23 protein-coding genes are annotated in these 20,994 nt (G+C 76.6%); 16 read left to right on the top strand and 7 right to left on the bottom strand.

All coding sequences use genetic code 11. The features are described from left to right. Positions 1 to 38 precede the first annotated feature (38 nt). Genes ACU610_RS22530 through cobA form a run of 9 tightly spaced genes read left to right on the top strand, consistent with a single transcriptional unit; the run spans position 39 to position 7,739 of the window. Positions 39 to 1,427, top strand: coding sequence for a cobyrinate a,c-diamide synthase (locus tag ACU610_RS22530; RefSeq protein ID WP_446769919.1), 1,389 nt, complete (start codon positions 39 to 41; stop codon positions 1,425 to 1,427). Then, on the top strand, positions 1,414 to 2,106 hold the full coding sequence (locus ACU610_RS22525) for an energy-coupling factor ABC transporter permease (RefSeq protein WP_446769918.1): 693 nt from the start codon (positions 1,414 to 1,416) through the stop codon (positions 2,104 to 2,106). Before ACU610_RS22530 ends, ACU610_RS22525 begins: the two co-directional genes overlap by 14 nt. Then, positions 2,103 to 2,411, top strand: a complete 309-nt coding sequence (locus ACU610_RS22520; protein WP_446769917.1) for an energy-coupling factor ABC transporter substrate-binding protein — start codon at positions 2,103 to 2,105, stop codon at positions 2,409 to 2,411. Before ACU610_RS22525 ends, ACU610_RS22520 begins: the two co-directional genes overlap by 4 nt. After that, positions 2,408 to 3,145, top strand: coding sequence for a cobalt ECF transporter T component CbiQ (cbiQ, locus tag ACU610_RS22515; RefSeq protein ID WP_446769916.1), 738 nt, complete (start codon positions 2,408 to 2,410; stop codon positions 3,143 to 3,145). Before ACU610_RS22520 ends, cbiQ begins: the two co-directional genes overlap by 4 nt. Next, on the top strand, positions 3,142 to 3,981 hold the full coding sequence (locus ACU610_RS22510) for an energy-coupling factor ABC transporter ATP-binding protein (RefSeq protein WP_446769915.1): 840 nt from the start codon (positions 3,142 to 3,144) through the stop codon (positions 3,979 to 3,981). Before cbiQ ends, ACU610_RS22510 begins: the two co-directional genes overlap by 4 nt. Continuing rightward, positions 3,978 to 4,322, top strand: a complete 345-nt coding sequence (locus ACU610_RS22505; RefSeq protein WP_446769914.1) for a cobalamin biosynthesis protein — start codon at positions 3,978 to 3,980, stop codon at positions 4,320 to 4,322. Before ACU610_RS22510 ends, ACU610_RS22505 begins: the two co-directional genes overlap by 4 nt. Further along, on the top strand, positions 4,319 to 5,383 hold the full coding sequence (cobC, locus tag ACU610_RS22500) for an Rv2231c family pyridoxal phosphate-dependent protein CobC (RefSeq protein ID WP_446769913.1): 1,065 nt from the start codon (positions 4,319 to 4,321) through the stop codon (positions 5,381 to 5,383). The genes ACU610_RS22505 and cobC overlap by 4 nt, the downstream gene beginning before the upstream one ends. Further along, entirely contained in the window at positions 5,380 to 6,483 is a 1,104-nt protein-coding gene (gene cobT, locus ACU610_RS22495) for a nicotinate-nucleotide--dimethylbenzimidazole phosphoribosyltransferase (protein WP_446770744.1), read from the top strand. The genes cobC and cobT overlap by 4 nt, the downstream gene beginning before the upstream one ends. Further along, positions 6,480 to 7,739 carry a uroporphyrinogen-III C-methyltransferase gene (gene cobA, locus ACU610_RS22490; protein ID WP_446769912.1) on the top strand — a complete coding sequence of 420 codons (1,260 nt, stop codon included), beginning with the start codon at positions 6,480 to 6,482 and terminating at the stop codon, positions 7,737 to 7,739. The genes cobT and cobA overlap by 4 nt, the downstream gene beginning before the upstream one ends. 61 nt (positions 7,740 to 7,800) lie before the next feature. Here cobA and ACU610_RS22485 read toward each other — a convergent pair whose 3' ends face one another. From ACU610_RS22485 to soxR, 6 genes are all read right to left on the bottom strand, one after another. After that, a complete protein-coding gene (locus ACU610_RS22485) occupies positions 7,801 to 8,520 on the bottom strand; it encodes a M23 family metallopeptidase (RefSeq protein ID WP_446769911.1) in 720 nt (239 codons plus the stop codon). A gap of 77 nt (positions 8,521 to 8,597) precedes the next feature. After that, positions 8,598 to 10,136 carry a DUF222 domain-containing protein gene (locus ACU610_RS22480; RefSeq protein ID WP_446769910.1) on the bottom strand — a complete coding sequence of 513 codons (1,539 nt, stop codon included), beginning with the start codon at positions 10,134 to 10,136 and terminating at the stop codon, positions 8,598 to 8,600. 125 nt (positions 10,137 to 10,261) lie between these two features. Continuing rightward, positions 10,262 to 10,471 carry a hypothetical protein gene (locus ACU610_RS22475; protein ID WP_446769909.1) on the bottom strand — a complete coding sequence of 70 codons (210 nt, stop codon included), beginning with the start codon at positions 10,469 to 10,471 and terminating at the stop codon, positions 10,262 to 10,264. A gap of 26 nt (positions 10,472 to 10,497) precedes the next feature. Then, positions 10,498 to 11,094 (bottom strand): hypothetical protein, encoded by a 597-nt coding sequence (locus ACU610_RS22470; RefSeq protein WP_446769908.1) that lies wholly within the window; start codon positions 11,092 to 11,094, stop codon positions 10,498 to 10,500. Positions 11,095 to 11,218: 124 nt separating this feature from the next. Next, positions 11,219 to 12,037 carry a 4,5-DOPA-extradiol-dioxygenase gene (ygiD, locus tag ACU610_RS22465; RefSeq protein ID WP_446769907.1) on the bottom strand — a complete coding sequence of 273 codons (819 nt, stop codon included), beginning with the start codon at positions 12,035 to 12,037 and terminating at the stop codon, positions 11,219 to 11,221. A 69-nt stretch (positions 12,038 to 12,106) separates the two neighbouring features. Continuing rightward, positions 12,107 to 12,577, bottom strand: a complete 471-nt coding sequence (gene soxR / locus ACU610_RS22460; RefSeq protein ID WP_446769906.1) for a redox-sensitive transcriptional activator SoxR — start codon at positions 12,575 to 12,577, stop codon at positions 12,107 to 12,109. A gap of 48 nt (positions 12,578 to 12,625) precedes the next feature. On the opposite strand from soxR, the gene ACU610_RS22455 reads away from it, so the two are divergent. From ACU610_RS22455 to hflX, 4 genes are all read left to right on the top strand, one after another. Further along, on the top strand, positions 12,626 to 13,318 hold the full coding sequence (locus ACU610_RS22455) for an SDR family NAD(P)-dependent oxidoreductase (RefSeq protein ID WP_446769905.1): 693 nt from the start codon (positions 12,626 to 12,628) through the stop codon (positions 13,316 to 13,318). Beyond that, the gene (locus ACU610_RS22450) at positions 13,315 to 14,334 is read left to right on the top strand and encodes an S-adenosylmethionine:tRNA ribosyltransferase-isomerase (protein ID WP_446769904.1); all 1,020 of its coding nucleotides are present in this window, start codon (positions 13,315 to 13,317) and stop codon (positions 14,332 to 14,334) included. The genes ACU610_RS22455 and ACU610_RS22450 overlap by 4 nt, the downstream gene beginning before the upstream one ends. A gap of 12 nt (positions 14,335 to 14,346) precedes the next feature. Continuing rightward, on the top strand, positions 14,347 to 15,033 hold the full coding sequence (locus tag ACU610_RS22445) for a hypothetical protein (protein WP_446769903.1): 687 nt from the start codon (positions 14,347 to 14,349) through the stop codon (positions 15,031 to 15,033). Between the two features lie 112 nt (positions 15,034 to 15,145). Further along, positions 15,146 to 16,297: a GTPase HflX gene (gene hflX, locus ACU610_RS22440; RefSeq protein WP_446769902.1), complete on the top strand. Its 1,152-nt coding sequence runs from the start codon at positions 15,146 to 15,148 to the stop codon at positions 16,295 to 16,297. Here hflX and ACU610_RS22435 read toward each other — a convergent pair. Continuing rightward, positions 16,294 to 17,001 carry a (2Fe-2S)-binding protein gene (locus tag ACU610_RS22435; protein WP_446769901.1) on the bottom strand — a complete coding sequence of 236 codons (708 nt, stop codon included), beginning with the start codon at positions 16,999 to 17,001 and terminating at the stop codon, positions 16,294 to 16,296. The two genes, hflX and ACU610_RS22435, sit on opposite strands and share 4 nt — an antisense overlap. A gap of 204 nt (positions 17,002 to 17,205) precedes the next feature. On the opposite strand from ACU610_RS22435, the gene acs reads away from it, so the two are divergent. From acs to ACU610_RS22420, 3 genes are all read left to right on the top strand, one after another. Then, positions 17,206 to 19,158 carry an acetate--CoA ligase gene (gene acs, locus ACU610_RS22430; RefSeq protein WP_446769900.1) on the top strand — a complete coding sequence of 651 codons (1,953 nt, stop codon included), beginning with the start codon at positions 17,206 to 17,208 and terminating at the stop codon, positions 19,156 to 19,158. A 306-nt stretch (positions 19,159 to 19,464) separates the two neighbouring features. Beyond that, positions 19,465 to 19,974 (top strand): phage holin family protein, encoded by a 510-nt coding sequence (locus tag ACU610_RS22425; RefSeq protein ID WP_446769899.1) that lies wholly within the window; start codon positions 19,465 to 19,467, stop codon positions 19,972 to 19,974. A gap of 26 nt (positions 19,975 to 20,000) precedes the next feature. Further along, positions 20,001 to 20,930 carry an alpha/beta fold hydrolase gene (locus tag ACU610_RS22420; RefSeq protein ID WP_446769898.1) on the top strand — a complete coding sequence of 310 codons (930 nt, stop codon included), beginning with the start codon at positions 20,001 to 20,003 and terminating at the stop codon, positions 20,928 to 20,930. Positions 20,931 to 20,994: the final 64 nt, after the last annotated feature.

The raw sequence follows: 20,994 nt of genomic DNA, 5'->3' as shown, positions 1-20,994 counted from the left end.
CGAGATCGGCGATCTCGCCGCGCCTGGGGACACGAGTCGTGAGCACCGCCGTCCCGCGGCTGGTCGTCGCCGCCCCGTCGAGCAACGCGGGGAAGACGTCGGTCGCCACGGGGCTGGTCGCCGCCCTGGCCGCCCGCGGGCTGGCCGTCTCCCCGCACAAGGTCGGCCCCGACTACATCGACCCGGGCTACACCGGCCTGGCCGCCGGCCGACCCGGGCGCAACCTCGACCCGGTGCTGGTCGGCGAGGAGCGCGTCGTCCCGCTCTTCCTCCACGGGGCCCGGAGCGCGGACGTCGCCGTCGTCGAGGGGGTCATGGGCCTGTTCGACGGTGCCACGCGGCCGGACTTGGAGCCGGGGTTCGCCTCCACCGCGCACGTGGCCCGGCTGCTGCGCGCCCCGGTGGTGCTCGTCGTCGACGCCAGCGCGCAGGCGCAGAGCGTCGCCGCGCTCGTGCACGGCTTCGCCACCTACGACCCGACCGTGCGGCTCGGGGGCGTGGTGCTCAACCGGGTCGGCAGCGACCGGCACGAGGAGATCCTCCGCGACGCGCTCGGCGGCTCCGGGGTGCCCGTGCTCGGTGCGATCCGGCGGCTCGCCGAGCTGGGCACGCCGTCCCGCCACCTGGGGCTGGTGCCCGCCGCCGAGCGGTCGGCCGAGGCGCTGGCGACCGTCGGGCGGCTCGGGGAGGTGGTGGCCGGCGCGGTCGACCTGGACGCCGTCCTGCGGCTGGCCCGCACCGCTCCGGCCCTGGACGCCGTCCCGTGGGACCCCGCCGCCGAGGTCTCCCCGGTGGAGGGCCGGCCGCGGATAGCCGTGGCCGGCGGTGCGGCCTTCACCTTCGGCTACGCGGAGAACACCGAGCTGCTCGAGGCCGCCGGCGCCGAGGTGGTCACCGTCGACCCGCTGCACGACGAGGCGCTGCCCGAGGGCACCGCCGGCCTGGTGGTCGGCGGCGGGTTCCCCGAGGTGCACGCCGCGGACCTCTCGGCGAACGAGACGCTGCGGGCGGGGATCGCCGGGCTGGCGGCGCGGGGCGGCCCGGTCGCCGCCGAGTGCGCCGGCCTGCTGTACCTGGCCCGCAGCCTGGACGGCCTCCCGATGTGCGGGGTCCTGCCCACCGAGGCGGTCATGTCGCCGCGGCTGACCCTCGGCTACCGCGAGGCCGTGGCGCTCAGCGACTCGGTGCTCGCACCGGCCGGCACGCGGGTGCACGGCCACGAGTTCCACCGCACGGTCGCCACCCCGGCCGCCGGGCCGACACCGGCCTGGCGCTGGGCCGGGAGCGCGCCGGAGGGGTTCGTCTCGGGAGCCGTGCACGCCTCCTACCTGCACCTGCACTGGGCCGGCAGCCCCGCGCTCGCCGAGCGCTTCGTCACCGCCTGCACCACCGCCGATCGATGGGAGAACGCCCGTGCACATCGCTGAAGGCTTCCTGCCGGCCGAGCACGCGATCGGCTGGACGATCGCCGCCGCGCCGTTCGTCGTGCACGGCGCGCGGGCCGTGGTGAAGGAGGTGCGCGACAACCCCGAGTCCACCCTGCTGCTCGGCGCGGCAGGCGCGTTCACCTTCGTGCTGAGCGCCATCAAGCTGCCGTCGGTCACCGGCAGCTCCAGCCACCCGACCGGCACCGGCCCCGGCGCGATCCTGTTCCGGCCACCCGTCATGGCGTTGCTCGGCACCGTGGTCCTGCTGTTCCAGGCGCTGCTGCTGGCGCACGGCGGCCTCACCACGCTGGGTGCCAACGCCTTCGCCTTCGCGGTGGTGGGCCCGTGGGTCGGGTACGCCACGTACCGGCTGGCCCGCGCCGTCGGTGGCGGCCTGCTGCCCGCGGTGTTCGCCGGCGTCGCCCTGGCCGACCTGGCCACCTACGTCACGACCTCGTTGCAGCTGGCGCTGGCCTTCCCCGACGCCAGCACCGGGTTCGCCGGCGCGTTCGCCAAGTTCCTCGGCGTCTTCGCCGTCACGCAGATCCCGCTGGCCATCGGCGAGGGCCTGCTCGGCGTGCTGCTGTTCCGCGTGCTCACCGTCAACGCCCGGCCCGAGCTCGAGCGGCTCGGCATCCTGAAGCCCGCTCCCCTCGCCCCCACCGGAGGTGCCGCGTGAACCGCCGCACGCTCGTCAACGCGCTCCTCGTCCTCGCGGTGATCGCCCTGTTCGCCGTCCCGCTGCTGCTCGACGGCGGCGCCTCGGGGTACGGCGGCACCGACGCCGCCGTCACCGAGGACCTCGAGGCCGACGGCTACACGCCGTGGTTCGAGTCGGTCTTCAGCCCGGCCGGCGAGGTGGAGTCGGGTCTGTTCGCGCTGCAGGCCGCGCTCGGCGGCGGCGTGCTCGGTTACGTGCTCGGCCGGCTGCGCGGCCGCCGGACGGCGACCTCCGCGAGCACTCCGGCGGCCGACCCCCGGTGAGCGGGCTGGCGGTCGACGACGCGGCCTGGGCCAGCGCCTGGCGCCGCCGCTCCCCCGCCGACAAGCTGCTGCTGTGCGGCGGCCTGGTCGGGTGCGCGCTGGCGCTGCCGGCCTGGCCGGGGAGCGGGCTGGTCGGTCTCACCGCCGTCGTCCTCGCCCTCGGCCCGGCCCGGGTGCCCGCTCGCACCTTCGGCCGGGCGGTGCGCTGGCCGCTCGCGTTCATCGTCGTCGGCGCGCTGACCTCGGTGGTCACCGTCGACGGCGACGGCCTGGGCTGGGCGCCCGACGCCGCCGCCCGCGCCGGCTCGCTGGCCGGGCACGCGCTCGCCGGCAGCGCCGCGGTGCTGCTGCTGGCCACCACAACGCCGATGTCGGACCTGCTGCCGACGCTGCGCCGCCTGCGGGTGCCCGCGGCGGTGGTCGAGGTCGCCGCGGTCACCTACCGGCTGCTGTTCGTGCTGCTCGCGAGCCTGCACACCATCCGCGAGGCGCAGACGGCACGCATGGGCTACTCGAGCATCGGCCGCGGCTACCGCTCGTCGGGCGCGCTGGCCGCGGCGGTGCTCACCCGGTCCTGGGACCGCGCCCGCCGGATGCAGGAGGGGCTGGCCGGCCGCGGCATGGAGACCGGCCTGCGCGTGCTTCCCGAGGTGCTGCCCTCGTCCCGGACGTTCCTCGCCGCGAGCGCCGCCGGGCTGGCGGCGATCGTGGCCGTCGGGGTGGCCACCGCATGAGTCACCGGACGCTGACCGCCGAGGGGCTGGTCGCCGGCTACGAGCGCGGCCGCCGGGTGCTCGACGGCGCCTCGCTGACCGTGCCGGCCGGGCGCCGACTGGCGCTGCTCGGGGCCAACGGCTCGGGCAAGACCACCTTGCTGCGCTGCCTGTCGGGGGCGCTGGAGCCGACGGCGGGCACGGTCGCCGTCGACGGTCAGCGGCTGCAGCACACCCGCCGCGGCCTGCGCGCGCACCGGCAGGAGGTCCAGCTGGTGCTGCAGGACCCCGACGACCAGCTGTTCAGCGCCTCGGTCGCGCAGGACGTCTCCTTCGGCCCGCTGAACCTGGGCCTGCCCGAGGACGCCGTCCGGGAACGCGTCGCCGAGGCCCTCGACCTGCTCGGCGTGGCGCACCTGGCCGGCCGGCCCACCCACCAGCTCTCCTACGGTGAGCGCAAGCGGGTCGCCATCGCCGGCGCGGTCGCGATGCGCCCGTGCGTGCTGCTGCTCGACGAGCCCACCGCCGGGCTGGACCCGTTGGCGGTGGCCGAGGCGCTGGCCGCGCTGGAGCGGCTGCGGGCGTCGGGGTCGACCGTCGTCATGAGCACCCACGACGTCGACCTGGCGCTGCGCTGGGCCGACGACGTCGCCGTCGTCGTCGACCGCACCGTGGTGCAGGGGGCCCCGGCCGACGTCCTGGCCGACGACGCACTACTCGTCCGCGCCCGCCTCGACCGGCCCTGGGCGCTGACCGTCGGCGCCCGGCTGCGCGCCCTGGGCCTGCTGCCCGACGGCGCCCTCCCCCGCGACGCCGAGTCGCTGCTGGCCGCGCTGCCCGAGGGTGTCACGCCGTGACGGTGGTGGGGATCGGCGCGCGGCCCGGGGTCACCGCCGCGGAGGTGCTCGCGGCCGTCGACGCCGTCCTGCCCGCCGGCGCGGACGGGGTGCGGCTGGTCACCCTCGACGCCCGCGCCGCCGAGCCCGGCCTGGTGGCGGCCGCCCAGGCCCGGGGCTGGCCGCTGACCGGGTACCCCGCCGCGGCGCTGGCCGCCGTCCCGGTGCCGTCGCCGTCGGCGCGGGTGGCCGCGGCCGTGGGGACGCCGTCGGTCGCCGAGGCCGCGGCGCTGCTGGACGGCGGGACGCTCGTGGCGGGCCGCACCACCGTGGGCCGGGTGACCGTGGCGGTGGCGCGGTGAGCGACGCGGACCTGCACCACCACGGGGACGCCGACCTCGCGCCCGGCCTGGTCGACCTCGCGGTGAACGTCCGCGCGGGGACGCCGCCGCCGTGGCTGCGCGCCGTCCTGCACGAGGCGCTCGACGCCGCCGCCGCGTACCCCGATGCGCGTCCGGCCCGCGCCGCGGTCGCCGCCGCGCACGGCCGCCCGGCCGGGGAGGTGCTGCTGACCGCGGGCGCCGCGGAGGCGTTCACGCTGGTGGCGCGGGCCGTGCGGCCGCGCCGGGCGGTCGTCGTCCACCCGTCGTTCACCGAGCCGGAGGCCGCGCTGCGCGCCGCCGGGCACCCGGTCGAGCGGCTGCTGCTCCAGCCGCCCGGCTACCTCCTGCGGGAGGTGCCGGAGGACGCCGACCTGGTGGTGCTCGGCAACCCGACCAACCCCACGTCGGTGCTGCACCGCGCCGACGACGTCGCCGCGCTGGCGCGGCCCGGGCGGGTGCTGCTGGTCGACGAGGCGTTCGCCGACACGGTGCCCGGCGAGCCGGGGTCGCTGGCCGGCCGCCGCGACCTGCCGGGGCTGCTCGTGGTGCGCAGCCTGACCAAGACGTGGGGGCTGGCCGGGCTGCGGGTCGGGTACGCGCTCGGCCCGGCGGACCTGGTCGCCGCGCTGGCCGCCCAGCAGCCGCACTGGCCGGTGTCCACGCCGGCGCTGGCCGCGCTCGTCGCCTGCACCACGCCCGCGGCGCGGGCGGAGGCCGATGCCGCCGCCCGCGCGCTGACCGCCGACCGGGAGGCGCTGCTGGCCGCGCTGCCGCCGGAGGTGGAGGTCGTCGGGACGCCGCGGTCGTCGTTCGTGCTGCTCCGGGTGCCCGACGGCGCGCGGGTGCGGACGGCGCTGCGGGACCGGGGCTGGGCGGTGCGCCGTGGCGACACCTTCCCCGGTCTCTCCCCCGACCACCTGCGGGTCGCCGTCCGTGATCCCGCGACCTCGGTGGCCCTCGCCGCCGACCTGGCTGACATCCTGGGCGCCGGGACACCGGCGTTCCGGGACCTGTCCCGCCTCCCCGAGGAGATCCGCTGAGCCGCCCCACCACCCCCGCCCCGTTCGCCGGCACCCTCCTGGGCGAGACGATCGCCGCGGTCGCCCCCCGGGACGCCGCCGCCGAGAGCGCCGCCCGCGACCGCCTGGACCGGATGACCAAACCGCCGGGCTCGCTGGGCGTGCTCGAGGACGTCGCGGCCCGGCTGGCCGGCACCGCGGGCACCTGCCCACCCCCGCTGCCCACGCCGGCCGCGGTCGCGGTCTTCGCCGGCGACCACGGGGTCCACGCGCAGGGAGTCACCCCATGGCCGCAGGAGGTCACCGCGCAGATGGTGGCCAACTTCGCCCGCGGCGGTGCGGTCGTCAACGCGTTCGCCGCCCAGCTCGGGGCCGACGTCGTCGTGGTGGACGTCGGGGTGGCCACGCCGTACGCCGTCGAGCCCGGTGCCGCGCTGCTCTCGCGCAAGGTGCGGCCCGGCACCGCCGACCTCGCCGTCGGCCCGGCCATGACGCCCGAGGAGGCGCGGCGGGCGGTCGAGGTCGGCATCGAGGTGGCCACCGAGCTGGCCGCGGACCACGGCTGCCTGGTGACCGGCGACATGGGCATCACCAACACGACGGCGTCGGCGGCGCTGGTTTGCGCGTTCACCGGCGCGACGCCGGCCGCGGCGACCGGGCGGGGCACCGGGGTCGACGACCCGACGCTGGCCCGCAAGGTCGAGGTGGTCGGCCGTGGGGTGGCCCGCGTGCCCGAGCGGCCGTCGACGCCGGAGGACGCGCTGGCCGCGCTGGCGGAGGTCGGCGGCCTGGAGCACGCCGCGCTGGCCGGGTTCGTGCTGGGTGCCGCCGCGGCGCGGGTGCCGGTGCTGCTGGACGGCGTCATCGCGGGGTCAGCGGCGCTGGTCGCGGCCGCGCTGTGCCCGGCGGCGCTGGACCACGCGCTGGCCGGCCACACCTCGGCCGAGCCGGGGCACGCCCTGGCGCTGCGGGCCCTGGGCCTGCGCCCGCTGCTCGGCCTGGACCTGCGCCTCGGCGAGGGCACGGGTGCCCTGCTCGCCCTGCCGCTGGTGGCCAGTGCGGCGCGGGCACTGCGCGAGGTGGCGACGTTCGACTCGGCCGGTGTGACGGAGAAGGCGTGAGTGCCACCCCGGTCGACCCCGCGAGCGGGGTGGTCTACCCGGTCGGGCTGCGGCTGCTGGACCGGAAGGTGGTCGTCGTGGGCGGCGGGCAGGTGGCGCACCGCCGCGTCGCCGGGCTGCTGGAGGCCCGCGCCCGGGTCACGGTGGTCAGCCCCGAGGTGACGCCGGCGCTGGAGGCGCTGGTCGGCCCGGGCGAGGTCACCTGGCTGCGCCGCCGCTACGAGCCCGGTGACCTGGACGGCGCCTGGTACGCGGTGGCCGCGACCGACGACCCGGCGGTCAACGCGGCGGTCGCCGAGGAGGCCGAGCGGTCCCGGGTGTTCTGCGCCCGCGCCGACGACCGGTCGGCGTCCAGCGTGTGGACCCCGGCGGTCGGCCGGCAGGGCGACCTCGTCGTCGGCGTGCACGGCGGCGGCGATCCGCAGCGCGCGGTGGGCGTGCGGGACGCCGTCCTGGCCGGGCTGACCGACGGCTCGATCCGCGACCGGACGGCGCGTGAGACGCCCGGCGGGCGGCCCGGATCGGTCGTGCTCGTCGGCGGCGGCCCGGGCGACCCCGGGCTGATCACCGTGCGCGGTCAGCAGGCCGTGTCGCAGGCCGACGTCGTCGTGGCCGACCACCTCGCGCCGCAGTCGCTGCTGGCCTCGCTCCCCGCGGAGGTGGAGGTCATCGACGCCTCGAAGCTGCCGCGCGGCCGGTACATGGCGCAGGAGCAGATCAACACGCTGCTGGTCGAGCACGCCCGGGCGGGCAGGCGGGTGGTGCGGCTCAAGGGCGGCGACCCGTTCGTCTTCGGCCGCGGCATGGAGGAGCTCGAGGCCTGTGTCGTCGCCGGTGTGCCGGTCGAGGTGGTCCCCGGGGTGACCTCGGCGATCGGCGTCCCCGGCCTGGCGGGCATCCCGGTCACCCACCGCGGGCTGACCCACGAGTTCGTCGTCGTCTCCGGGCACGTGCCGCCGGGCCACCCGCAGTCGCTGGTCGACTGGGAGGCGCTCGGTCGGCTGCGCGGCACGGTCGTCGTCCTCATGGGCGTGGACACCGCCCCGGCGATCGCGGCGGCGCTGGTGGAGCACGGCCGGGCCCCGGAGACGCCGGTGGCCGTCATCGCCGACGGGTCGACGCCCACCCAGCGCACGGTGCGCACCACCCTGGCCGGCCTGGCACGGACCCTGGCCGACGAGGACATCCGCCCGCCGGCCGTCTGGGTGGTCGGCGAGGTCGTGCGGCTCACCGCCGGGCTCCGCCAGCCGCGCTGACGCCCGGTCCCGCCGGCGTTCCCGCCTCGAACGCCGGCGCGGTCGGCTGCGAGCCGCGTCGTCAGGGGCCGGCGGCGGGTACCGGCTCCACCACAGCTCCCTCACCCGGCATCCCCCGTCCCCTCATCCGGGGCTGGCGCGTGCGGGCCGGCCACTCGCGGAAGTGCCGGAAGGTCATGGGCACGCCGCGGGCGACGAACGGGTCTCCGCTGTCCATGACCTGCAGGTGCACGTGCGGCTGGGTCGAGTTGCCGGAGTTGCCGCACCGCGCGATCTGCTGGCCGTCCACCACCTCCTGGCCGGGCGAGACGCGCACGGAGCCCAGCTGCAGGTGGGCCAGGAGGACGAAGGTGCCGCTCTCGTGCAGGTGGACGACCACGTGGTTCCCCGCGACGGCGGCCGCACCCCGGCGGAGCCGGCCGGCCTGGCCCAACGCGTAGGGAACCAGCGCCAGCTGCGAACGCCGCGCCTCGTGGTCGGGCTCGGTGTCGTGCACGTGGACGACGGTGCCGTCGCCCGGAGCCAGGACGGGCCGACCGAAGGCGACGAAGCGCTCCGGCGGCTCGGTGGCGACGAGCGTCCGCCAGTTCCGGGTGCCGGCCGTCCGGTGGCGGTCGTCGACGCCGACGAAGTCGATGGCGTAGCGCTCGCCGAACAGGTCGGTCCCGTGGCTCGGGACCCGCCGCGCCGGGCTGTTCCGGGCCAGCCACCGCCCCGCGAACGGCAGCGAGATCTCGACCTCCTGGGCGCCCGGATCCCGTGCGGGCAGTTCCCCGACCACGTCCGGAACCTAGCGGGCGGGGAGTCGGGACGGGCCCTCCCGGCCGCCGGGCGTTCCTGCGGGAACGCCCGGCGCGGTCAGGCCACGGCGACCAGCCTCCCGCCGTTCTCCGTGGCGAGGCGGCGCTCGAGGTCGCGGCTGGCGAGCAGCACGCCGACGACGTACGCCAGGTCCATGGGCTCGCCGTTGACGGGTATCGCGTCGGGCAGGTCGGGCGCCCGGTCAGGGAAGAGCAGCCGGGTGATCGACGCAGGCGCCCGGGTCGCGGCGGGCGTGGCGGTCATGACGGCCATGGCCGGCGGTGGGGCCGCGGCCGGACGGCGTCCGGCCGCGGTGTCGAGCGGCTGGATCCCCGCCACCTGCTCGTCGTCCACCCGGTCGGTCAGCCCGGCCACACCGTCGCGGAAGACGGCGTCGGCCGCGCCCCACACCCGGCGGCCGTCGGGTGTGGTCACGACGAGCCGGCCGTCGCGCCGGGCCATGACCAGGTCCAGGTCGTGCGCCACGCCGTGGTCGGCGTCGCAGAGCAGCACCATGTTGGCCACGTCGGTCGGCCCGCCGTGCAGCCAGTGCCACATGTGGTGGGCGTGCAGCCGTTCGATGCGGGTCTCCGGGCAGCCGGGGCGGGCGCAGCCGCCGTCGCGCCGGAGCAGCGCCCGGCGTTGCGCCCGGGTGGCGAAGCGCCGGGCCCGGCCGACGGCGAGGGGTTCCCGGCCGCGTTCGAGCATCGTCACCACCGTGGCCTCGCACAGCATCCGTCGGACCTGCGAGGGGTGCAGCGCCGGGCCGCCCTTCAGGTGGGCGCGGCCGGCGGCGGCGTCGTCGGCGAGCACCCCGGCGTCGGCGTGGACGACGACCTCGCGGCGCGGTGGGTCTCCGGCACGGCGATCGGCGTCGGCGGCAGCGGACGCCAGCTGGGCCACCGCCGCGCAACGCCGCGCGGTGCTCCGGTCCCGTGCCCTGGCGAGCTCGTCGTCCTCCGCCGGGGCGGCGCCCTGCTCGGCACCGGCTCGCTCGGCCGCGGCCCGCTCGCGGCGTGCCGAGCGCTCGGCCAACGACGCCACACCGGTGAGGAACTCGGCCCCCTCCTCGGGCGCCAGGCACATGCGCACGTGCAGCATCCCGTCGTCGTCCCACCAGGAGTCGAAGCGCCGCTTGGCCGCGGTTCGGGCGGCGTCGACGGCATCCGACCGGCGCCACTCGCGCACCACCCGTTCCAGCTGCGACGCGGTGAGCTCGTGCGCCAGCTCCAGCAACGTCGGCTCGGTGCCGGGATCGGCCACCCGGGTCAGCGCTCGGACCTTGGCGTAGGACAACCGCCCGGCGGCGAAGGCCGCCGCCGTCGCGGGCAGGGTGGTGAGGGCGCGGGCCACGCGCACGTGCTCCCGGGCCGCGCCGGGCGAGAGGCCGCACTGCCAGGCCAGCCAGTGCGCACACGACCGGATGCCGACCGCGCCCCACCCCCCGCGGCGGTCGAACTCGGCCACCAGCGCCAGCCACGCCGCCGTGGCCGCGGCCAACCGGACCGCCCCGCTGGTGATGCGCCGCGCCAGCTCCTCCAGCGGCAGCTCACCGTTCCCGTGCTCCTCCGACACCGGACCCTCCTCCTCGAACATTTGTACGGAGGCTAGGGCCGGGGTGTGACATCCCTGCAGGTCAGCGACGTCCCCGCGGGAACGTCCGAGAGTCGGCCGAGCCGAGACGTCGTCGGGGCGGGACAGTCAGCGTTCCCGCGGGAACGTCAGTAGCCGGCGGGGACGGCTCGCTCCCGCAGCAGCCGGACGACCGCCTGCGGGTCGTCGACCCAGAACGCGACACGGGCCACCGGTTCGTCCTGCCCCGCCACCTGCACCGGCGGGTCGAAGCGCAGCTCGACGTCCGTGTCGCCCATGACCGACAGCACCAGCCGGTCGCCCTCACGGACCAGGACCTTCCTGTGCTCCGACTGCACGTTGCGCCGGACCGCGACCAGCCCGGTCAGCGGGACGGTGACCGAGCGCAGGTGCCCGAACCGGAGGAGCTCGCCGTCGCGGAGCAGGTGCGGATGCTGGAACAGCGACAGGCCGGAGCCGAGCACCACACCAGCGCGTAGAGCGACACCGCGAGCAGCACCCACCGCGCGGTCTCCCACGGCAGGAGCACGTGGACGACGACGGTCTCGAGCGCACCGAGGACGGTCAGCGCGCCGAGCACCAGGCGGAAGCGGCCGACGTAGGGCAGCGGCACGTCGCCGGGCCCGACGTCCGACCGGCGCCGCACCGCCCACCACAGCGCCCGGATCACGCCGGCCTCGGCGCGGGCCAGCCGGAGGACCACCGGCGGCCAGACGGCCTCGGCTCCCGCCACGAGTCCCGCACGACGGCTCCCGCCGGACCGCCGCACCGCTCGGTAGGCCCGGCGGAAGGCGGCCGCCTCGACGACCAGGACGACGGTGAGCAGCAGCTCCAGGACCAGCGCCACGAGGATGCCGGTCCGCAGCGACAACACCCCCGTGAGCACCAGCGCGAGGTCGACGAGCGGGATCACCAGCGCCAGCCAGCGGGCGACCGAGAAGGCGGTGCGGGCAGCCGGCACGTCGTCCTCCTCGTCCGGTCGCGGTGGAGGCGACGTCAGGCCCGGTCACTCCGCGTGTCGACCCGCCACGCGCGTCGCACCGGAGGAGCGTGACGGCGGCCTCGCCTGCCGGTGAGCAGGCCCGCTACGGCTGGGACCCGGCGGCTGCGTCGTCGTCCGGCAGCGTGGTCAGGCCGACGGCGTAGGAGGCCATCGACAGCGAACCGTCGGTGAACCCGTCCACCAGCACCTCGGCCGTCGTACCGGTCGCCCCCGCGATCCCGGCGACGTAGAGCAGCGGCAGGAAGTGGTCGGGGGTCGGGACGGCGAGGCCGGCGTCCGGGTGCCCGTCGAGGGTGGCGACCTCGGTCGGCCGCTCGAGCAGCACCTCGCGGACCGCCTCGTCGAAGCGCCGCGCCCAGTCGTAGCCCGTGTCGGGCATCGTACGGCTGACCGCGCGCAGGTTGTGGACGACGTTGCCACTGCCGATCACCAGCACCCCGTCCTCCCGCAGCGGGGCGAGCGCGGCACCCAGGCCCAGGTGGTGCTCGGCCGGCTCGAGCGCGTTGACCGACAGCTGGACCACCGGCACGTCCCCGTCGGGGAGGACGTGCCGCAGCACCGACCAGGCGCCGTGGTCCAGGCCCCAGCTGTCGAGGTCGGCGCCCACCCAGGTCGGGTGGACCAGATCGGCGACCTCCTCGTACAGCGAGGGCAGCCCGGGTGCGTCGTAGCGGACCTCGTAGAGCGCGCGCGGGAAGCCGAAGAAGTCGTGGATCGTGCGGGGCTGCGGCATCGCGGTCACCGCGGTCGCGTGCACGTACCAGTGCGCCGAGACGACCAGGACCGCCCGCGGGCGCGGCACGGCCTGCCCGAACGCGCGCCAGGCCCGGGTGTGACGGTTGTCCTCGAGGGCGTTCATCGGATTGCCGTGGCCGAGGAACGCAGCCGGCATCAACCCCATCCGATGATCCTCTCCCGCGCCCGGCCGCCGTGCGACACGGGCGAGGTCACCCCGCGTCGGGTGCAGTGGTCACCCCGCGTTCGAGACCGGCGGCACCCGCCGCAGCGCCGGGGACAGCAGGCGCGCCCCCGGTCCCTCCGCCCCCCGCGCGTCGCCGGGGTTGTAGAGCGCGCACCGGGTCAGCGACAGGCAGCCGCAGCCGATGCACGACGACAGCCCGTCCCGAAGCTGCTCCAGTGCCCGGATGCGCTCGTCGAGCCGGTCCCGCCACGACGCCGAGAGCCGGGCCCAGTCGCGGGCCGACGGCGTGCGCCCGTCGGGCAGCGTGGCCAGTGCCTCGCGGATCTCCGGCAGCGTCAGCCCGACGTTCTGCGCGGCCCGGACGAACGCCAGCCGGCGCAGCACGCTGCGCGGGAAGCGCCGCGCGCCGCCGGGCGTCCGGGTGGCCGTGATGAGCCCCTGCGCCTCGTAGTAGCGCAGCGCGGAGACCGCCATCCCGGACCGCTCGGCCACCTGCCCGATGGTCAGCAGCCCGTCCACCGCACCTCCTCTTGACCTCAAGTGCACTTTAGGTCTCACGGTAACGCCATGACACCTCCCACCGCACTCGTCACCGGCGCCTCCCGCGGCCTGGGCGCCGCGCTCGCCGAGGCCCTGGACCGCCGCGGCTGGCGGCTCGTCGTCGACGGCCGCGACCCCGACCGGCTGGCCGCCGCCGTCGCCGCGCTCCCCCGCCCGGACCTGGTCACCGCCGTCCCCGGCGACGTCGCCGACCCCGCCCACCGCGCCGCCCTCGCCGCTGCCGTCGGCGACCGGCTCGACCTGCTGGTCAACAACGCCAGCGAGCTCGGCCCCACCCCCCTCCCTCGGCTGGCCGACCTCGCGCCCGCGGCCCTCGAACGGGTTCTGGCCGTGAACACCGTCGCCCCGCTGGCCCTGGTCCAGGCGGTGCTGCCGGCGCTCGAGCGGGCCGGCGGGGTCGTGCTGGACGTCAGCAGCGACGCCGCGGTCGAGGCCTACCAGGGCTGGGGCGGGTACGGCGCGAGCAAGGCCGCGCTCGACCGGCTGACCGCCGTCCTCGCCGTCGAGCACCCGGCACTGCGCCTCTACGCCGTCGACCCCGGCGACATGGCCACCGACATGCACCGCGCGGCCGACCCCGAGGCCACCGGGCTGCCCGAGCCGGCGGCCGTCGTCCCCGCGCTGCTGCGGCTGGTGGACAGCGACCTCCCCAGCGGCCGCTACCGGGCCGCCGACCTGACTGCCGAGGCCGTCCGATGACCGCGTTCGCCATGGGTGCCGAGGCGAGCGCGCCGCCGGAGCGCCGAGGTCTGGCCCGCGACGGCGTCCGGCTGATGGCGGTCCGGCCGGACGGGTTCACCGAGACGATCTTCCGCGACCTGCCCGAGCTGCTCGACCCCGGCGATCTCGTCGTCGTCAACACCTCGGCGACGCTGCCCGCGCGGCTCGACGTCCGGCGGGCCGACGGCGTCCTCGTCCCGCTGCACGTCTCGACCCAGCTGGACGACGGCGACTGGGTGGTGGAGCTGCGCCGCCCGGACAACGACGGACCCGACCGCGGCGTGGAGCCCGGGACGGTGCTCGACCTGCCCGGCGGCGTCCGGCTGCGGCTGCTCGAGGGCTTCCCGGCACCGGCGCGGGCGTCGCGGCTGTGGCGGGCCCGCCCCGACCCGGCCGTCCCCGCGGCCGAGCACCTGTGGCGGCACGGCGCACCGATCCGCTACGGCCACCTCGGTGTCGCGGTCCCGCTGGCCGACGCGCAGAACGTCTACGCCACCGAGCCCGGCAGCGCGGAGAACGCCAGCGCCGGGCGGCCGTTCACCGACCGGGTGCTGGTGCGGCTGATGGCCCGCGGCGTCCCCGTCGTCCCGGTGGTGCTGCACGCCGGCGTCTCCAGTCCCGAGCTGCACGAGCCGCCGGCGCCGGAGCGCTACCGGGTCCCGGAGGTCACCGCTCGGCTGGTCAACGCGACGCGGGCGGCCGGCGGCCGCGTCATCGCCGTCGGGACGACGGTCACCCGCGCGCTGGAGACGGCGACCGGCGAGGACGGCCTCACCCGTGCGGCCGCCGGCTGGACCGACCTGGTGCTCGGCCCCGACCGGCCAGCCCGGGTCGTCACCGGCCTGCTCACCGGGCTGCACGCGCCCGACGCCAGCCACCTGCTGCTGCTCGAGGCGGTCGCGGGCCGCGAGCTCGTCGACCGCGCCTACGCGCGGGCCGCCGCCGGCGACTACCTGTGGCACGAGTTCGGCGACACGATGCTGTTCCTGCCGTGATGGGGTGGCCCGGTGATCGAGACCCTGGGCCGGGCCGAGGGGCCACGCGGCGAGGTGGCCCTCCGCCGGCGCACCGCCGACGACGGCGGCACGCACCTCGAGCTGGTCGTCGACGGCGTCTTCGCGATGGACGACGTCGACACCAGCACCGAGCGCGCCTTGGCGACCGAGGCGCTGCGCCGTCTCCCGGGCCGGGACCTCCGGGTGCTCGTCGGCGGGCTCGGCCTGGGATGGACGGCGGCCACCGCACTCGCCGAGCCGCGGGTGACCGCCGTCGAGGTGGCCGAGCTGCACGCGCCCCTGGTGCGGTGGGCCGAGGAGGGCAGGCTCCCGGCGGTGGCCGCGGTTCCCGGCGACCCCCGGCTGCGGCTGCGCACCGGGGACGTCGTCGACGTCCTGGCCGAGCACGAGGGCTGGTGGGACGCCGTCCTGCTCGACGTCGACAACGGGCCGGGCTTCCTCGTGCACGAGTCGAACGAGGCGCTCTACCGCCCGGCCGGACTGGCCCGCGCCGTCGCGGCGCTGCGCCCCTCCGGCGTCCTGGCGATCTGGTCGAGCTCCCCGGCCCCGCGGCTGCGGAAGGAGCTCACCCGGCTGCCCACCACGGCCGACGCCGAGGAGCTGCTGCTGCCGGTGGCCCGCGACGGGCGCGAGTTCACCTACGCGGTCGTGCTCGCCCGCCGCGCCGCTGCCGGGTGAGCCGGGGCGGCGCGTCCCGGTCCGGTCCCGCACTCCGGTGGCGGCCCGTCGACGGGGGAACGAGGCTGGGAACGCCGGAGCAGACGGCGTCCCCCGGAGTCGGGAGACGGATGTGCCAGGGACGTGGCTGCTGGGCAGCGAGGTGACCCGCGCCGGGGACGGCGACCGCGGCCCGGACGGTGCCCGCGCGGTGCTGCTGGGCCTGCGGGACGGCGACGCGGGCGCGGCCGACCCCCTCGACGAGCTCGAGCGCCTGGCCGAGACCGACGGGGTCGCGGTCGTCGGCCGGCTGGTGCAGCCGCGCGGCCGGCCCGACCCGGCGACCTACCTGGGCTCGGGCAAGGTGGCCGAGCTCGCCGACCTGGTACGCGACCGCGACGCCGGCCTGGTCATCGCCGACGGCGAGCTCTCCCCCGCCCAGGTGCGCAACCTCGAGGAGCGGCTCGGCGCGCGGGTGGTCGACCGCACCGCCCTGATCCTCGACATCTTCGCCCAGCACGCGCGCAGCTCCGAGGGCAAGGCGCAGGTGGAGCTGGCCCAGCTGGCCTACCAGCTGCCGCGGCTGACCGGGCACGGCGTGGAGCTGTCCCGGGTCGGCGGCGGGCGCAGCGCGGGAGGCGCGGGCACCGGCGTCCGCGGCCCCGGTGAGCAGCAGCTGGAGACCCGGCGCCGTCACCTGCGGCGACGGATGACCCTGCTGCGCCGGCAGGTGCAGGAGACCGCGCGACGGCGGGAGCGCACCCGCTCGCGGCGGCGGCGCAACCGGGTGCCGTCGGTGGCGCTCACCGGCTACACCAACGCGGGCAAGTCGGCGCTGATGAACCGGCTCGCCGGCGCCGACGTCCTGGTGCAGGACGCGCTGTTCGCCACGCTCGACCCGACCGTCCGCCGCACGCAGACCCCCGACGGCCGGCCGTACACGCTCACCGACACCGTCGGGTTCGTCCGCCACCTGCCGCACCAGCTGGTCGACGCCTTCCGCTCGACCCTCGAGGAGGTGGTCGAGGCCGACCTCGTGCTGCACGTCGTCGACGCCTCGGCGCCCGACGCGATGGACCAGGTGACCGCCGTGCGCGGGGTGCTCTACGAGATCGGCGCCCGCGACCACCCCGAGCTGCTGGCGCTGAACAAGGTGGACGTCGCGCCGCCCGGCTGGCTGACGGCGCTGCGCACGGCCTACCCCGACGCCGTCCCGGTGTCCGCCCTGACCGGCGAGGGGGTCGAGGAGCTGCGGCAGGCGATCGCCGAGCGGCTGGACGGCTAGCGCATCCGCGCGGCGGTGTCCTCCAGCAGGACCTCGCGCTCGGCGGCGGGCCGGCGCGGGCAGGAGGTGCACAGCGGCTCGGGCGGCAGCCGGTAGAGCAGGCAGCACGACACCCGCCGGGTGAAGCGGACGCCGCCGACGTCGACGTAGCGGGGCGCCGGCAGCGGCGGACCGACGGCGGCCGCCAGCGGGGCGGCCAGTGCGGTGACCCGCCGCTCGTCCCCCAGCGCCCGTCCCAGGGCGAGCAGCCGGTTGGCCAGCGAGTCGGTGGCGATCGCCCACAGCGGCCGCGTCCGCATCCGACCGGCCGCGGCCACGGCGTCGACCACCGCGGGGAGGCTCTCCCGCAGCTCCGCGGCGGTGTCCGTGCCCGGCGCGGACGACGTGGCGGCGATCGGCGTCCCGCTTCCGAGCAGGGCCACCGAGGTGTCGGCCAGCCGTGCCGAGAGCGGCAGCCCGGTGGCCAGCCCGGCCAGCGCCGGCGTGAGCAGCACCGAGGACGCCGAGTACCACCACACGGTGGCCAGCACCCGCCGGTCGTCGGAGCCGTACCGCGTCCCGAGCGCGGCCACCCGGTCGGCGGTCCAGCCGGCGTCGGCGAGGAGCGCGGCCGGGACGGCCGGCGCGGACGGCGGCGCGAGCAGCCCGAGCGCCGCCGCACCCGGCACGCGTGCGGCCACCGCAGCCTGCACCCCTGCCGTCACGGAGCCAGTCTGGCCGCCGCGTGCGGACCCGGACCAGGCGCCCCGCTGCCCGGACGTTGCACCGGGCAGACGGGAGGCGTCGTGGGCCATACGGTGTGGCGGAGAGCACGCTGCGTCGCGTCGGTGCGCGACGCCGCGGGCCGACCGCGACGACCGGACACAGGACAGGCGTCGAGGACGACGCCACGGAGCAGGAGGAGTCGCATGAGCGAGTCGACCGAGCTGGAGGGCCGCCGGTTCCCGGCGCCGGAGCACCTGGCGGCGCAGGCCAACGTGGGTCCCGACGTCTACGAGCGGGCCGCGCAGGACCGGCTGGGCTTCTGGGCCGAGGCAGCCGAGCGGCTGACCTGGGCGCAGCGGTGGGACGAGGTCCTGGACTGGTCCAACCCGCCGTTCGCCAAGTGGTTCGTCGGCGGCAAGCTCAACGTCGCCTACAACTGCGTCGACCGGCACGTCGAGGCCGGCCACGGTGAGCAGGTCGCCTACCACTGGGAGGGCGAGCCGGGCGACACCCGCACGATCACCTACGCCCAGCTCAAGGACGAGGTCTGCAGGGCGGCCAACGCGCTGGCCGAGCTCGGCGTCCAGGCCGGCGACCGGGTCGCCATCTACATGCCGATGATCCCCGAGGCGGTCGTCGCGATGCTGGCCTGCGCCCGCATCGGCGCCGTCCACATGGTGGTGTTCGGCGGGTTCTCCTCCGACGCGCTGGCCAGCCGGATCACCGACTCCGGCGCCGTCCTGGTGGTCACCGCCGACGGTGGCTACCGGCGCGGCGCGCCGAGCGCGCTCAAGCCCGCGGTGGACGAGGCCGTCGGCCGCACCGACAGCGTCCGCAACGTGCTCGTCGTCCGGCGGACCGAGCAGGACGTCGCGTGGACCGAGGGCCGCGACCTGTGGTGGCACGACGTCGTCGACCGGCAGTCGACCGAGCACACGCCCGAGGCGTTCGACGCCGAGCACCCGCTCTACATCATGTACACCTCCGGGACGACGGCATCGCCGAAGGGCATCCTGCACACCAGCGGCGGCTACCTGACCCAGGTCGCCTACACGCACTGGGCGTCCTTCGACCTCAAGCCGGACACCGACGTCTTCTGGACCTCGGCCGACATCGGCTGGGTCACCGGCCACAGCTACATCGTCTACGGACCCCTGGCCAACCGGGCCACCTCGATCATGTACGAGGGGACGCCGGAGACCCCGCACCGCGGCCGCTGGTTCGAGATCATCGAGAAGTACGGGGTCACGATCATGTACACGGCCCCCACGGTGATCCGCACCTTCATGAAGTGGGGCGAGGACATCCCGGCCAAGTTCGACCTGTCCTCGCTGCGGATCCTCGGCTCGGTCGGTGAGCCGATCAACCCCGAGGCCTGGCTCTGGTACCACAAGAACATCGGCGGCGGCCGCTGCCCGGTCGTGGACACCTGGTGGCAGACCGAGACCGGCGCGCACATGATCAACCCGCTGCCGGGCGTCACCAGCCTCAAGCCCGGGTCGGCACAGACGCCGTTCCCCGGCATCTCCGCGAAGGTCGTCGACGACGAGGGCAACGAGCTCGGCGACGACACCACCGGGCTGCTGGTGCTCACCGAGCCGTGGCCGTCGATGCTGCGCACCATCTGGGGTGACGACGACCGCTACGTCGACACCTACTGGTCACGGTTCGGCAAGCAGGTCTACTTCGCCGGGGACGGCGCGAAGAAGGACGCCGACGGCGACATCTGGCTGCTCGGCCGCGTGGACGACGTCATGAACGTGTCCGGACACCGCATCTCCACCACGGAGGTCGAGTCCTCCCTGGTCGCGCACCCCGCGGTGGCCGAGGCGGCGGTCGTCGGCGCCAGCGACCCCACCACCGGGCAGGGCATCGTGGCCTTCGTCATCCTCCGCGGGAGCGCCGAGGACTCCGGCGAGGACCTGGTCAAGGACCTGCGCCAGCACGTGCGCAGGGACATCGGCCCGATCGCCAGCCCGCGGCAGATCATGGTCGTGCAGGAGCTGCCCAAGACCCGCTCCGGCAAGATCATGCGCCGCCTGCTGCGCGACATCGCGGAGAACCGCGAGCTCGGTGACGTCACGACGCTCACCGACTCGTCGGTGATGAACCTGATCAAGGACAAGCTGCCGGCCAGCTCGTCGTCGGACGACTGAAGAAGGACCCCGTCCCCCTCAGCCCTCGCAAGCTCGGGCCGAGCCTCGGGACGGGGCCGGCGGCCCCTTCGCGGGCTCAGGGTGGGAGCCGGGACGGGGCCACACTGCTCCCGACCCCTCGCCGGCCAGGGACGGGGGCCGCTCTGCCGGCCTCCCCGCACGTGCGGGGAGGCCGGCAGGGCCTCCGGTCACTCCGCTCGGGGGACACCGAGGGGCGCGCCGGGTGATCATGGGGCACGATTCCCACGATGGGCCGCTCGCGTCGGGCGGCCCGGTAGCCGCCCGTCGTCCCCAGGAGGTGCCCTCGTGGCCCACAGCGCACCGTCGAGCCCGTCCGGGGCACGGAGCACCACCCGTCGCGCGGAGGAGCCCTCCGTCGGGGCTCTGGTGCAGAGCGCCATGGCGGACGTCTCGACGCTGATCCGCAGCGAGATCGAGCTGGCCAAGGCCGAGGTCGGCAGGTCGGCGAAGAAGGCCGGCATCGGCGCCGGGGCCCTCGGGGCGGCCGGCGTGCTGCTCGCCTTCTCCGGCATCTTCCTGTTCGTCACCATCGCCGAGCTGCTGACCTGGTTGGGCCTGCCGCGCTGGGTCTCCTACCTGATCGTCTGGGTGCTGCTGGTGCTGCTGGCCGGCATCGCCGCGCTGATCGGCCGCCGGGCGCTGAAGAAGATCGAGAAGCCCGAGCGCACGATCGAGACGCTGCGCGACCTGCCCGAGGTCATCCACCGCGAGGCCCCCGGCCAGCGTCGCCGTGAGGTGCCGACCGTCTCGAACGGTCGCGTCCAGCTGCGCGGCAGCGAGAACTACACCGTCTGAGCGGGCGCGCCCCCGCGCCCGCACCGGTGAGCACCCCCGACGAGGAGCGGCCAGACGCCACCAGCGTCCTGCTGCCCGGCGCGTGGACGCACCGCGACCTGTCGGCCAACGGCGTCCGGCTGCACGTCGCCGAGGCCGGAGAGGGTCCGCTCGTGCTGCTGCTGCACGGCTTCCCCGAGTTCTGGTGGGCCTGGCGGTCGCAGCTGCCGGCGCTGGCCGCGGCCGGCTTCCGCGCCGTCGCGCCCGACCTGCGCGGCTACGGCGGCAGCGACAAGCCCCCGCGCGGCTACGACCTGCCGACCGCCGCCGCCGACGTGGCCGCACTGGTCCGCGCACTGGGCGAGCGGGACGCCGTCGTCGTCGGCCACGACTGGGGCGGGCTGGTGGCCTGGACGATGGCCGCGCTGCACCCGCGCAGCGTCCGCCGGCTGGCGGTGCTCTCCATGGCGCACCCGCGACAGCTGCGGGCGGCGCTGAAGGACGGCGCCCAGCGGCGGGCACTGCGCCACATCCTGGGCTTCCAGCTGCCGCGGCTGCCCGAGCGCCGGCTGACCCGTGCCGACGACGACCCGGTGGCCGAGCTCATGCGCCGCTGGGCCGGCCCCGACTGGACCGCGACCGCCGGGTTCGCCGAGGCGGTGTCCCGCTACCGCTCGGCCGCCCGCATCCCGCAGGCCGCCTACGGCTCGATGGAGTACTTCCGCTGGGCCGGCCGCTCCCAGCTGCGCCCCGACGGGCTGCGCTACGCCCGCCGGATGGCCGCGCCGGTCACCGCGCCGACCCTGCAGCTGCACGGCGTCCTCGACCCCTGCGTGCTGCCGTCGTCCGCCCGCGGGTCGGGCCGCTACGTCGCCGGGGCCTACGAGTGGCGGGAGCTGCCCGGCGTCGGGCACTTCCCGCACGAGGAGGTGCCGGAGCAGGTCAACGCCGCACTGGTCGCCTGGGCGACCGGCTGAGGCCGGCCCGTTCCTCGGCGGGCCCCGTCCACGGCCCCGCCCCGAGCCCGGTGACGCACTGGAA

The sequence above is a fragment of the Geodermatophilus sp. URMC 61 genome, assembly GCF_052931555.1.
This window is presented reverse-complemented; position numbering and strand designations above follow the sequence as displayed.

Excerpts from the sequence above, each read along its gene's own strand:
- ACU610_RS22510 (WP_446769915.1), top strand. The coding sequence starts at position 3,142 with ATGAGTCACCGGACGCTGACCGCCGAGGGGCTGGTCGCCGGCTACGAG.
- ACU610_RS22480 (WP_446769910.1), bottom strand. The coding sequence starts at position 10,136 with ATGTTCGAGGAGGAGGGTCCGGTGTCGGAGGAGCACGGGAACGGTGAG.
- ygiD (WP_446769907.1), bottom strand. The coding sequence starts at position 12,037 with ATGGGGTTGATGCCGGCTGCGTTCCTCGGCCACGGCAATCCGATGAAC.
- ACU610_RS22455 (WP_446769905.1), top strand. The coding sequence starts at position 12,626 with ATGACACCTCCCACCGCACTCGTCACCGGCGCCTCCCGCGGCCTGGGC.
- ACU610_RS22450 (WP_446769904.1), top strand. The coding sequence starts at position 13,315 with ATGACCGCGTTCGCCATGGGTGCCGAGGCGAGCGCGCCGCCGGAGCGC.
- acs (WP_446769900.1), top strand. The coding sequence starts at position 17,206 with ATGAGCGAGTCGACCGAGCTGGAGGGCCGCCGGTTCCCGGCGCCGGAG.